The sequence below is a fragment of the Microbacterium sp. P5_E9 genome, assembly GCF_054049175.1.
Genome location: NZ_JBFUMV010000005.1, coordinates 60,977 through 73,156 on the forward strand (window position 1 = coordinate 60,977; position 12,180 = coordinate 73,156).

Genomic DNA, 12,180 nt, shown 5'->3' on the forward strand with positions numbered 1-12,180 from the left:
TTTCTTCGAGCGCAGGCGCTGGATCGTCCTGAGCGAGACGCGCCTGCCGATCCGGGCATGGCGGAAACCGGGAATCGCGCGGACAATGGAGGCGCAGCGCGGCAAGAACTCGCGACACCGCCCTCCGGCCCTGCCGGACCCGATCGCAGATCCGGAGACGACGTGACGACCATCGACGGCGCCGGCGAGCCAGCGGCCGCGCTCGACGACGCCGCCGATCAGGAACTCGTCCTGCGCAGCCGATCCGGCGACCGCGCCGCGTTCGGTGAGCTCTGGCGCCGCCACTACCGAGCCGGGATCGCGGTGGCCCGGTCGATGACGTCGAGCCTCGACTCCGACGACCTCGTCCAGGAGGCGTACGCGCGCATCTATCAGTCGATCCTGCGCGGCGGCGGCCCCACCGGCTCGTTCCGGGCGTATCTGTTCACCAGTATCCGCAATACCGCGGCCGGCTGGGGACGCGCCCGCAGAGAGACGACCACCGACGACCTGGAGACGATGGAAGACCCCGCCACCAGCGACCGCGCGACCGAGGATGCGCTCGACCGCAGCATCACCGTGCGCGCCTTCCGCAGCCTGCCGTCGCGGTGGCAGGAAGCGCTCTGGTACTCCGAGATCGAGGGGATGAAGCCGGCGGAGGTCGCCCCGCTGCTCGGCATGAAGCCGACCGCCGTCGCCCAGCTGACGTTCCGGGCGCGCGAGGGGCTGCGCGAAGCCTGGATCCAGGCGCATCTCAAGGACGTCGCGAACGGCTCGGACTGCCAATGGACCATCGAACGCCTCGGCGCGTTCGCGCGGTCCAATCTCGGCCGGCGAGACCAGGCAAGGGCGGAGGCGCATCTCGCCGATTGCCCCCGATGCTCGATCGTCGCGAGCGAGGCGAAGGATGTCTCCCGTCGCCTCACCCTCGTGCTTCTTCCCCTGACTGTCGGCGTGACGGGAACCGCCGCGTACCTTGCGACCGTCCAAGGCGGTGGGTCATCCCTCGTGGCACTCGCGGCGATGCCGAGCGGTGTCGTCCACGGCACGGTCGCGATGCATGGCGGCACGGGCCTGGCGGTCGCCGGGACGGGGTTCGGGGCCACCGGCTCGGGAGTCGCGACCGTGGGCGCGGGCGCGGGAGCCGCCATGGCAGGCACCGCGGGCGCAGCCGGAACCGTCGCAGGCACGGCAGCCGCCACGGCGGGGCTGGTGGCCGCCGGGGCGGCAGGCGGGGGGCTGCTCTCGACCATCGGAGGCATGGTCGGCGTGGTCGTCGCCGGCGCGGTCCTCGTCGGCTCGGCGGCCTCGGGCATCGCCCTGCAACCCGCGGTCCCCGCGCCCTCTGCGACCACGCACGTCGCGACCGAACTGCTCCCCACCGGGGTCGACGAGACGGGGACGGTGCCCGCTTCGGCAGGCGATTCGAACAATCCCACCGAAGGCTTCTCCTCGGCTGAGGACGAAGAGGTGGGGAGCGACGGCACCACCGCGAGCCGCACCGGCGACCCGACCGCCGACGGAACGGCGACGGGCAGCGCCAACGGCACCGGACCCGGCTCCGCCAACGGAACGGCGACGGGCAGCGCCAACGGCACCGGACCCCGCTCCGCCAACGGCACCGGACCCGACTCCGCCAACGGCACCGCAACAGGCACCACCAACGGCCCCGGACCCGGCTCCGCCAACGGCACCGCAACAGGCCACACCGACCACACTGCGCCCGGCGCCGAACCCGCGACTACGGCGGACGGCAGCGATGGCGAAGTACGCGAGCGCGGGAGCTACCCTCAGGCGAGGGTCGTCCCCCCGCCGCCGCCGGCAGGGGCTGCGGCCGCTGCCTCCGCGGCCGATCGCGGCGCACCTGCCAGCGGCCTTGCGCCCGCCGCTGCCCCGGGTGCCGCCGTCCAGGTGCCCATCAGCGAACTGGTCGCCCCCTCCGACTGAGGGTGCCGTCGGGGCCCCGGCGGGCCGGCCAACAGGCCGCCGTAGACTTGACGCATGTCCGAGACCCCCCGTGTGACCCCTGCGAAACCCGCAGAGCCCGCACCCGGCACCCGTGCGCCGCTGACTCCGCTCGACCTCGCGGCCTTCGTGTGCGAGCTCCTGGCATTCGGCTCCCTCGCGCTGTGGGGCTTCGTCGCGTGGTCGTTTCCGTGGAACATCGTCGTCGGCATCGCCGCTCCTTTGGTCGCCCTCCTCATCTGGGCGCTGTTCGTCTCGCCGCGCGCCGTCTTCGCCGTGCATCCCTTCATCCGCGCCCTCGTCGAGCTGCTCGTCTACGTCGCGGCGACGATGGCCTGGTGGAGCCTCGGGCAGGCGTGGATCGGCATCATCTTCGGCGTCGTCGCGGTGACCGTGGGCGTGCTCGCCGGCCGGCGACGCCTGACGTGAGCGAAGCCGCCGACGTTCTGGCGCTCCTGTGCGCGGCGCTCGGCGATCGGGTCGACAGCACCGCGGCCGCGCTGCGCGAGGCCCGCGCCGACAAGTCCGGGCACGCGGCATCCGGAGTCCCGCTTGCTGTCGTCCATGCGCAGTCGATCGCCGACGTCCAGGCGACCCTGCGCATCGCGACCGAGACCCGCACCCCCGTGGTCGTCCGCGGTGCGGGAACGGGTCTGGCGGGGGCGGCGAACGCCGGCGAAGGCGAGATCGCACTGTCGATGCGGGCGATGGATCGCATCCTCGAGGTGCGTCCAGACGACCTGCTCGCCGTGGTCGAGCCCGGCATCCTCAACGGCGATCTCGACACGGCGCTCGCCGAGTTCGGCCTGTGGTGGGCGCCGGACCCCGCGAGCCGTGCGATCTCGACCGTCGGCGGCAACATCGCCACCGGCGCGGGCGGCCTCCTCTGCGCGAAATACGGAGTGGTGCGGGATGCCGTCCTCGGCGTAGATCTCGTGCTCGCCGACGGCCGGCTCCTGCATCTCGGCCACCGCACGGTCAAGGGTGTGACGGGCCTCGATCTCACCTCGCTCGTCATCGGGTCGGAAGGGACGCTCGGCGTCGTCGTCGGCGCCACCCTGAAGCTGCGCCGGCTCGTCCCCGGGGACGTGTGCACGATCGCGGCCACGTTCCCCGACGTGCGGGCGGCGGCTGAGGCATCCGCCACCGTCACCGCGTCCGGCGTGCAGCCGTCGATCATGGAACTGATGGATGCCGCGTCCCTGGCCGCCGTCCACGCGCTTCTCTCCCTCGGCGCACCGGCTCGCGGCGCCGCGCAGCTGACGGTCCAGACCGACGGGCCGGCCGCGGCCGCCGAGGCTGACGCGATCGCTGCGACCCTGCGGGCCGTGGGGGGCACGGTCGTCGTCTCGCATGACCGCGCCGAGGGCGAGCGGCTGCTGGCGATCCGCCGGTCGATGCACCCGGCGATGGAGACCCTCGGGACGACGCTCATCGAGGATGTCTCGGTGCCGCGCAGCGCGCTGCCCGCGATGTTCGACGAGATCGCCCGCGTGGAGCGCACCTACGGCGTGACGATCCCCACGGTCGCGCATGCCGGCGATGGAAACCTGCATCCGAACTTCATCTTCGAGGGACCGGATGTTCCCGCGGTCGTCTGGGAGGCCGCGGACGATCTCTTCCGCTCCGCCCTGCGTCTCGGCGGCACCCTGACCGGCGAGCACGGCATCGGCGTGCTCAAGCGCCGCTGGCTCGTCGACGAGCTCGGCGATGACCAGTGGGAGCTGCAGCGTCAGATCACGCGCGTCTTCGACCCGCTCGGCATCCTCAATCCGGGCAAGGTCTTCGAGCGCTGAAAGCCGGTCAGACCGCCGGCGCGGACGGGTCCGCAGGCGTGATCGCGAACGAGTCCGACGGCGGCGTCTCCGCGCGCGCGGCGCGACGGCCCGCTGCGACGGCCAGTCCGATCGCGAGTACGCCGAGCAGGAGGTGCGCGACGATGTCCGCCCAGAGGACCGCTTGGAAGGGGAAGTCCATAAGCAGCATGTAGGCGCCGGTGTTGGACATGATGCTCGTGACGTAAAGGATGAGGTAAGGGCAGATCGCGATCGCCGGAGCCCATCGCCAGAGACCCGGAATCGCGCGCGCCCGCCCGATCGAGACAACCGCGATGATCACGACGATGGGCAGGAGCACCGGCAGGCCGATGAGGATGAGGAGCGACACCAGATTCTCGCCCGGATTCGCCTCGAGAAGTGGCGGCCCGACGAGCAGGAGCACGAAGTTCCACAGCCCGAGCACGGTCATGGCGGTCAGTCCGACGGCCTTGCGCGCGACGACGCTGCCCTCGCCGCGCACTCCCCAGGCGAAGACGAGAAGGGACGCTCCGAAAAGCCCAGCTCCGATCATCGGCGGAAAGTAGTACACAAGTCCCTGCACCTGGATACCCAGCGCGTCCCACGGGAGCGCGGCCCTCACGAATTCGACGAGCGAGGCCGCGATCAGGAGACTGCCCCCCAGGACGAACGCGATCCTTCCGTTGCGGGTGCTTACGGCCGTCCGCCCGGCGAATGGTTGCGACATAGCGAGTGCCTCCACTCATCGGAGGCTGAGGCACACCACCGAGTCGATAGTCCGATGCACCGTTGCATCCGACTTGGCGGCGAGCATATACCCCCAGATCGCCCGTGCATCAGGGCTGCTCTGCCACCGTCGCGCATACCGCCCGTGCGGCGAGGAAGCCGCGGCAACGCCGAAGGCGAGCAGTGCGCCCGCCGACCCCTGCGATCTGCCGTCGAATCGGCCGATCAGCGGCCGACGCTGCTGACCTTGTCGGCCTCGATGGTGATCACGACCCGCACCTGATCGCGCCCGCCGTACCAGGCGTAGGGACCCCCGGTGTATTTGTGCGAGAGCGTGTCGATGTGGTCAGGGCCGCCCACCTCGGTGATCTCGATCGCGCGTCCGCGCACCTGGAAGTAGCCGCCCGGCCGGGCGGGATCGCTGATCGTGACTGCCACGCGCGGGTCACGCCGGAGGTTGCGCACCTTGAGGTGGGTGTCGACGCTGTTGATCACGATGTGCTCGCCATCCGTGTCGACCCACACCTGGGTCAGCTGCGGCGATCCGTCCTTCATGAGGGTGGCGATGTAGCAGATGCTCGGGGCGCGCAGCAGGGCCAGGAGCCCATCGGGAAGGGTCATCCTTCGACCCTACGTGCGGTTCCGGCGTCACTCGCCAACCAGATCGCCACGGCGCCGAGCACAAGTGGACTGACGACCGGGTACCAGGCCGTCATTTGGCCGACCACGGTGCGAATCGAGTCCGTTACGGCGGGTTCGGCCGACGAGAAGGCCGCCATGACTCCCCACAGCGCCACGGCGATCCCGAACGACACAGCGATCACCGGCAGCCACCGCCACCCACCCGGCACAGCCCCGACCAGCGCGATTCGCATGGCGCCCGTGACCCCCGCGAGCGGCATCACGAGGATCGACACCAGATTCACACCCCAGGCCACCGCCCCCAGAGAGTCATCTGGGTGGGCGACCGTGAAGAGGAGACCGACTGCGTCGACCACCGGTATCGAGAGCGCGAACAGCGTCAGAGCGGTGAGCCCGAGTGGTCGACGAGCAACCACGCTGCCTTTGCCCCGGATACCCCACGCGAACACCAGCACTCCCGCGCCGAAGAGCACAGCCGCACCAAGGTGGAGCACGTCCGCGACGCTCAGATCTGCGCTTGCCGGTGGCGGATAGTCGGAACCGCTGACCGGCGCCAGCACGACATTGAGGATGGCAGAAGCAATGAACAGCCCGCCTCCGAGGACGAACGCGATCCGCCCGTCTCTCGTGCTCACCGCCGTCGCCGATCGGTCGGTCGCGGATCCGGACATCGATGCTCCGCTCGCGGAGGAGTCAGAGCTGACCCCGGCTCAGGATCAGACACCCCAGTGCATCCGATCTGATGCAGAGGATAGACCCCGGGTGCCGCGTGTCAGCGTCGCGCCTGCAGTCCCTGCCGCTCCGGCTTGTTCGCAAACGCGCAACGGCAGCAGTCGGCGAACCTCAGGCGGGATGCCGCGGCTTCAGCCATGGATCAGCGCCTCCTCGGGTTCCGGATCGCGAGCGCCGATGAGCGCCGCGCCGAGCGCGGCGGCCGGAGAGCCGAACGTGAGCATCTCGACCCGTTCCTCGAGCCGGAGCGAACGCATGAACGGCGAAGCCTGGGCGCTGGCGGCGAGTTCGGCCGCGACATCCGCCATCAGCCGCTCGCCGAGCGCCGTGACACCGCCGCCCAGCACGACCACCTCGACGTCGGCGGTGAGGACGAGCACCCGGACGGCGGCGGCGACTCCGCGAGCCAGGCCAGCGCGCAGTGCACGTGCGAAGGGATCGCCGGCGTCGGCCGCATCGAACACGTCGAGCACGGGCAGATCCCCTCCGCGGTCCCAGCGCTGCGCGATCGCACCGCCGCCGGCGAGCGCCTCGATGCAGCCGCGCTGACCGCAGCGGCACTCGGGCCCCTGCGGGTCGACCGAGATGTGGCCGACCTCCCCGGCTGCGCCGTGGGCGCCGCGCCACAGCCGCCCGCCGATCACGATGCCCGCGGCGATGCCGGTGCCGAGGTTGAGGTAGGCCATCGAGTCGATGCGATCGCCGCCGGCGCGGTGGAGGGCGTGGGCGCCGAGCCCAGCCGCCTTCACATCGTTCTCGACGCGCACCGTGACGCCCAGCTCGGCCGAGACCGCCGCGCCGAGGTTCAGTTCGTCGACGCCGAGGTTCACCGCGTGCAGCACGCGGCCGGTGCCCGGATCGACCTGACCGGGGATGCCGATCCCGACCGATCTGATCGACGCCAGCGTGGCCCCGGCATCCGTGGCTACTGCGTGCACGGCCGCGATCACGGTGTCGATGACCCCCTCGGCCCCCCAGCCGGTCGCCAGTCGAACGCGTGCCGCGATCTCCCCGGTCGGGTCGACCACGACGGCGTCGATCTTGCTGCCGCCGACATCCAGCCCGACCCTCATCGGCCGGCCTCCCTGGGGAAGGCGGCCCGTGTCTGCGTGCCCATCAGCCCTTGACCGCCCCGGAGACGAGTCCGCTCGTCATTCGGCCCTGGACGATCAGGAAGAAGATGATGACCGGCACCGCGACGATCGTCGAGGCGGCCATCACCTGTCCCCAGTCGATCGCGCGGGTCGTCGACGCCTGCACGAATCCGCGCAGCCAGAGCGGAAGCGTCTCGCTGTCGGCGCTCATGATCACGAGCGCGACGGTGAATTCGTTCCAGCACTGCAGGAACGCGAAGACGGCGGCTGCCACGAGCCCGGGCGCGAGCAGCGGCAGGGTGATCCGGATGAACGCCTGGGTGCGACTCAGCCCATCGACCATCGCCGCCTCCTCGAGCTCGGCGGGCACGCCGGCGACGAAGCCGCGCAGCATCCAGACCGTGAACGGGACGACAGCGGCGATGTAGAGGAGGCTCAGACCGGCGATGTTGCTCAGCAGGCCCAGCTCGCTCATCATCTTGTACTGCGCGACGAACAGGCCCTCGGCGGGGAGCATCTGGATCAGCAGGATCGAGATGATGAAGGCCGTGCGTCCGCGGAACTTGAACCGGCTGATCGCGATGGCGGCGAGGAAGGCGAAGATGAGGCAGAAGAACACCGCGATCAGCGTCACGCTGAGGCTGATCGCCAGCGCTGAGAAGAAGCTCTCGTCGATGACGGCGCGGAAGTTCGCGAACGAACCGCCGAACGGCACGAACGTCGGGGTGAACGACTCCAGGGCCGACGTCGGCAGCAGTGCGGAGTTGACCATCCAGTAGACCGGGAAGGCCCAGGCGATCGCGACGACGATGGCCAGGACGCTCCAGCCCCATGTGGCGGGCCGGCCGAGGCGGTGGCGGCGCGTGGGGACCGGCTTCGCGGACGCGGTCCGGGGCTGCCCCGCGCCGGGTGCGGTGACGGTGTGCGTGGACATCAGGCCTGGTCTTCCTTGAGGAGGCTCCGGATGTAGAACCAGCTGATCAGGATGGTGAGAGCGAGCACGAAGATCGCCATGGCGGCGCCCTGGCCGAAGTTGAGCCCCGCGACACCCTGCTTGTAGATGTAGGTGCCGAGCAGGTCGTAGTCGCTGGCCTGGGGCCCGGCATCCTGCAGCATCGTGATCTGCGTGAACACGCGGAGGTCCCAGATGAGGTTCAGCAGCAGGACGATCATGATGACGGGGCGGACCATCGGCAGCAGGATGTAGCGCAGGCGCTGCCACCCGGACGCGCCGTCGAGCTGAGAGGCCTCGATGACCTCGTCGGACACCTGCGTCAGGCCCGCATACGACGAGAAGGCGACGAACGGCACCGACATCCAGATGACGATGATGGATGCCACGCCGAAGAAGATCGCGGGGTCACCGCCGATCCAGTTGAAGTTGTTCATGTCGACGCCCGGGATCTTGTCCAGGAGGTAGTTGACGACGCCGCGACGCCGGTCGAACAGCCAGATCCAGACGGTCATCGCCGCTACGACCGGCATCGCCCATGCGAGCAGGAGCGAGACCTGCAGGATGATGCGGACCACGGTGGGCACCTTGCTCATCAGCACGGCCAGCAGCATGCCGATCACGACGGTGATGACCGCGGTGACGATGCAGAACACGATGGACCGGATGGCCACGGCCCAGAAGGTGGGGCTGGTGGCGACGGCGATGTAGTTGTCGAGGCCGATGAACTCGGGGGCCTTGCCGCCCAGCTGCTGCATCGCGCCGTACTTCTGGAACGACGTGATGACCTGCCACACGACCGGGTAGCCCATGCCGAACAGCAGGATCGCGATAGCGGGGAGGAGCAGGAACAGGTGGGTGAGGGGCCGGCGGCGTGAGCCGACCGCCTCATTGGCACGCGGGCCCGCCGTGACACTCGTGGTGGGGGCGGCGATCGCCATGGTCACATCCTTGGTGGTCGCGAAGGTGAATTCGGGATGTTCCCGGGCCGGAGGCGATGCTCCGACCCGGGAACGGTGGATCAGCCGTTGATGATGGCGTTGATCTTCTCGTCGTACTCCTTGGCGAGGGCCTCGATGTCGCCACCGCCGGCCACCTTGCCGAAGAACTCCTCGAGGATCTTCGCGCCCTCGACCGCGGCCCAGCCGGGCGCCGCAGGGGTGAGCTTCGAGTTCAGCGCCGAGTCGATCAGGGCCGTGGCGAACTGGTCGTCGCCGAGCGAGCCGACCTGCGTCGTGTTCGCCGGGCCGAGGCCGTTCTCACCGAGCATCTGCTGGTACTCGTCCGAGAAGATGATGCGCATCAGCTCCTTGGCGCCGGCCTGGTTCTTGCTCTTGGCCGAGATGCCGATGTTCGAGCCGCCGGCGAACACGGGTGCGGCCTCGCCGGCCGTGGTGCCGGGCAACGGGAAGACGCCGAACGTGTCGTCGTTCCACTCGCGGACCTCGACCGTGTCGCCCGCGTCGTTGGTCTTGTCGCCGGTGTAGTCACCGATCGACCAGTGCGCCCAGCCGGGTGCGATGATCGTGGCGGCCGTCGGCGGGGCGCCGGTCTTGTCGTTGTTGATGTTGACCCACGGGGTGCTGTCCGCCTCGGTGACCGGAGCCGTCGACGCGTTCACGAACAGGTCCTGGAACTGCTCGAGGCCCGCGATGCTCTTCGGGTCGGAGAGGGTCGAGACCCACTTGTCGCCGTCCTTCTTCGCGAGGTCGCCGCCGTTGGCGAAGATCCACGAGATGCCGTTGCGCCAGTCCTGGCCGCCGATGTAGAAGCCGGCCTGGTCGTCGGTCTTCAGTGACTTGACCGAGGTGTTGAACTCTTCGAGCGTGGCGGGCACCGACAGGCCGGCGGCCTCCCAGATGTCCTTGCGGTAGGTGATGTAGCGCGAGCCGAAATAGTACGGCAGCGCGTACTGCGCCCCGTCGACCGAGCCGACCTCGACGAAGGACGGCAGCAGATCGGACCCGCCGAGGTCCTCGTAGATGTCGCTGAGGTCGCTGAACGCACCGGCCGTGGTGAAGGTCGGCGCCCAGGTGTTGCCGATCTCGGTGACGTCGGGGGTGTTGTTGGCGTCGGGCAGCTGGTTCGCGAGCTTGGTGAGCGCGTCGCCCCAGCTCTGCTCCTCGATCGTGAGGGTGCCGCCGGTGGCATCCTTGTACTCCGCGACGAGGTAGTCGCGCAGCGCCGCGGGGGTGTCGCCGCCCATCACCCAGAAGGTGATGTTCTGGTCTTTGGCGCCTTCGGGGTCGAATCCCGACGGAGCGGCGCTCTCCGAGCCGCCGGCGCCGCCGGAGCAGCCCGCGAGCACGAGTGCCGCTGCGCCCAGGAAGGCGAAGGCTCCCAGCTTCTTGTTCATGTGTCTTCCTTCGTTTCTTGGTGATTTCGATGGGCCGGGTGGCCCATCCGGGGGGATTTCGGGTCCGGGGCGAACCCGTGGAGCGGGTCGTGCGGTGCTATGACACCCCGAGTTGTCCGGACAGAACCATGACGGCCGCGCCGCGCAGGACGATGTCCTGGCCTTGCTCCGTCATCCGCACGCGCACGCCGTCGTGGAACTTGGCGAGCGTCCGGGTGCGGAGGGTCTCGACGATCGCTTCCGCGAGTACTCCGTCGAGAAGTTCGGTGGGGCCGGAGAGCACGATCTCCGACACGTCCAGGACGCCCACGATCGGCGCGAGGGCGATGCCGAGGCGCTCCCCCGCGTCGCGGAGGATCCCTTCGCGGGCGTCGGCGGATGCCGCGGCCAGCCGCGCCGTGAGCGCAGGCACCGAGAGCCAGGCTTCGAGGCATCCGACCTTGCCGCAGACGCACAGCGGTCCACCGTCGGTGCCGACCGTGACATGGCCGATCTCGCCCGCGGCGAAGTGGGCGCCGCGCATGGGCTGCCCGCCGGCGAGCAGGCCCGACCCGACGCCTCGGCCGACCTTGACCAGCAGCACATCGTCGCCGGAGCCGCCGAAGGTGTACTCCGCGAGCACTGCCGCATTGGCGTCGTTGGCGACGAGGACGGGCAGGTCGAGCGCACCGCGCAGCGCGCCCTCGAGATCGAAGCCGGCCCAGCCCAGGTTCGGCGCGGTGAGGATGACGCCATGGTCGTCGACCACGCCGGGGGTGCCCACGCCGATGCCGAGCACCGGGGCGTGCGACTGGGCGACCAGTTCGCGGGCGAGCGCGACGACCGTGTCGACGACGTCGTCGGCGCCGGTCGGCACGGGAGCCTCGAGTCGCACGACGATGTCGCCGTCGAGGGTGAGGACTGCGCCGATGAACGCGTCGCTGCCGGAGAGGTCGATGCCGACGATCCGGTGTCCGTCGCGATCGAGGTCGACGAGCATCGCCGGCTTGCCGGGCCCCGAGGCCTCGCGCACACCCTTCTCCACGACGAGCTGATCGGCGATGAGCTCGGCCACGAGGTCGGAGATCGTCACCCGGGTCAGGCCGGTCTCGCGAGCCAGGTCGGCCCGGCTCATCGCGCCCTGGTGGAAGAGGGTCTGCAGGACGAGCGCGCGGTTGTGGCCGCGAGCGTGCTCGGGGAGCACTTTCGCTCCCTGGCGGAGGGCGCGACCCGGGCCGAACGAGCGCGAGGCCGCGGGCCCTGTGTGTGGGTGCGCCGGCTCGAGGGTGGATGAGCCGCGCTGCACTTCCGATGCAGTCATGTTTGTTAGTAAAGCGTACGAACAAACGACCAGCAAGCTTTCCCAGGGATTTGGATGCCGTGTTTACAAACTTGTTACATGCGGCTCGTCGCCCGCTGCCCGTCCTCGGGGCGCGACCGGCCGCGTAGGTTGAACAGGTGGACTCCCTGAGACGATGCATCGCCGCACTGGCCATCACTGTCGCCGCGCTCGCGGGATCGACCGCGTGCACGACCGTCCCCGGCGGAGTCGGATCCTCCCCCACGGCAGCCGAGCAGGCCGGTGACGCAGACCAGACGGTCGCGGAGGGGTGCGCGCTCGTGCAGGACACCATCACCGACGCGACCAGGGAATTCGAGGATGCTGCGGCCAAGGATCCCGCCGCCGTGGTCGAGGCGATGCAGGCGGCCGCGGGCAAGCTCCACGATGCGGCATCCGCCGTCACGAACGACGAGGTCGCCGCGATCCTCCCGGACCTCGAGGACATGTTCGCCACCGTGGCGGACGTCATGCAGGCGATCGTGGAGGGCGACACGTCGAAGGTGCAGGACCTCGCGGCGCTGGGCGAGTCATTCCAGCAGACCAGCGAGCGCTTCCAGGAGCTGTGCGTGCCCTGACAAGTCACCGGACTGTGATCTTCTGGTGACATAGCGACCGCG

At 69.8% G+C, this 12,180-nt stretch carries 12 protein-coding genes; 4 read left to right on the forward strand and 8 right to left on the reverse strand.

The window, feature by feature from the left end; all coding sequences use genetic code 11:
• The first annotated feature begins 162 nt into the window (after positions 1-162).
• Genes ACXJ3V_RS09440 through ACXJ3V_RS09450 form a run of 3 tightly spaced genes read left to right on the forward strand, consistent with a single transcriptional unit; the run spans position 163 to position 3,740 of the window.
• Positions 163-1,926 (forward strand): sigma-70 family RNA polymerase sigma factor, encoded by a 1,764-nt coding sequence (locus ACXJ3V_RS09440; protein WP_457100036.1) that lies wholly within the window; start codon positions 163-165, stop codon positions 1,924-1,926.
• Between the two features lie 54 nt (positions 1,927-1,980).
• Entirely contained in the window at positions 1,981-2,373 is a 393-nt protein-coding gene (locus tag ACXJ3V_RS09445) for a YrdB family protein (RefSeq protein ID WP_457100037.1), read from the forward strand.
• Complete coding sequence (locus tag ACXJ3V_RS09450; protein ID WP_457100038.1) at positions 2,370-3,740, forward strand: FAD-binding oxidoreductase; 1,371 nt, start codon at positions 2,370-2,372, stop codon at positions 3,738-3,740. The genes ACXJ3V_RS09445 and ACXJ3V_RS09450 overlap by 4 nt, the downstream gene beginning before the upstream one ends.
• Positions 3,741-3,747: 7 nt before the next feature.
• On the opposite strand, the gene ACXJ3V_RS09455 is transcribed toward ACXJ3V_RS09450, so the two are convergent.
• The 8 genes from ACXJ3V_RS09455 to ACXJ3V_RS09490 form a co-directional block, all read right to left on the reverse strand.
• Positions 3,748-4,467, reverse strand: coding sequence for a hypothetical protein (locus tag ACXJ3V_RS09455; protein ID WP_457100039.1), 720 nt, complete (start codon positions 4,465-4,467; stop codon positions 3,748-3,750).
• Between the two features lie 224 nt (positions 4,468-4,691).
• Positions 4,692-5,087: a PPOX class F420-dependent oxidoreductase gene (locus tag ACXJ3V_RS09460; protein WP_457100040.1), complete on the reverse strand. Its 396-nt coding sequence runs from the start codon at positions 5,085-5,087 to the stop codon at positions 4,692-4,694.
• Positions 5,084-5,779, reverse strand: coding sequence for a hypothetical protein (locus tag ACXJ3V_RS09465; protein WP_457100041.1), 696 nt, complete (start codon positions 5,777-5,779; stop codon positions 5,084-5,086). The genes ACXJ3V_RS09460 and ACXJ3V_RS09465 overlap by 4 nt, the downstream gene beginning before the upstream one ends.
• A 192-nt stretch (positions 5,780-5,971) precedes the next feature.
• Positions 5,972-6,913 (reverse strand): ROK family protein, encoded by a 942-nt coding sequence (locus ACXJ3V_RS09470; RefSeq protein WP_457100042.1) that lies wholly within the window; start codon positions 6,911-6,913, stop codon positions 5,972-5,974.
• A gap of 43 nt (positions 6,914-6,956) precedes the next feature.
• Positions 6,957-7,868 (reverse strand): carbohydrate ABC transporter permease, encoded by a 912-nt coding sequence (locus ACXJ3V_RS09475; RefSeq protein ID WP_457100043.1) that lies wholly within the window; start codon positions 7,866-7,868, stop codon positions 6,957-6,959.
• The gene (locus ACXJ3V_RS09480) at positions 7,868-8,827 is read right to left on the reverse strand and encodes a carbohydrate ABC transporter permease (RefSeq protein WP_457100044.1); all 960 of its coding nucleotides are present in this window, start codon (positions 8,825-8,827) and stop codon (positions 7,868-7,870) included. Before ACXJ3V_RS09480 ends, ACXJ3V_RS09475 begins: the two co-directional genes overlap by 1 nt.
• Before the next feature lie 80 nt (positions 8,828-8,907).
• Positions 8,908-10,242 (reverse strand): extracellular solute-binding protein, encoded by a 1,335-nt coding sequence (locus ACXJ3V_RS09485; RefSeq protein ID WP_457100045.1) that lies wholly within the window; start codon positions 10,240-10,242, stop codon positions 8,908-8,910.
• A gap of 97 nt (positions 10,243-10,339) precedes the next feature.
• Entirely contained in the window at positions 10,340-11,542 is a 1,203-nt protein-coding gene (locus ACXJ3V_RS09490; RefSeq protein ID WP_457100046.1) for an ROK family transcriptional regulator, read from the reverse strand.
• Between the two features lie 137 nt (positions 11,543-11,679).
• Here ACXJ3V_RS09490 and ACXJ3V_RS09495 point away from each other — a divergent pair, with 137 nt between their 5' ends.
• The gene (locus tag ACXJ3V_RS09495; protein WP_457100047.1) at positions 11,680-12,138 is read left to right on the forward strand and encodes a hypothetical protein; all 459 of its coding nucleotides are present in this window, start codon (positions 11,680-11,682) and stop codon (positions 12,136-12,138) included.
• The last annotated feature ends 42 nt before the right edge of the window (positions 12,139-12,180 follow it).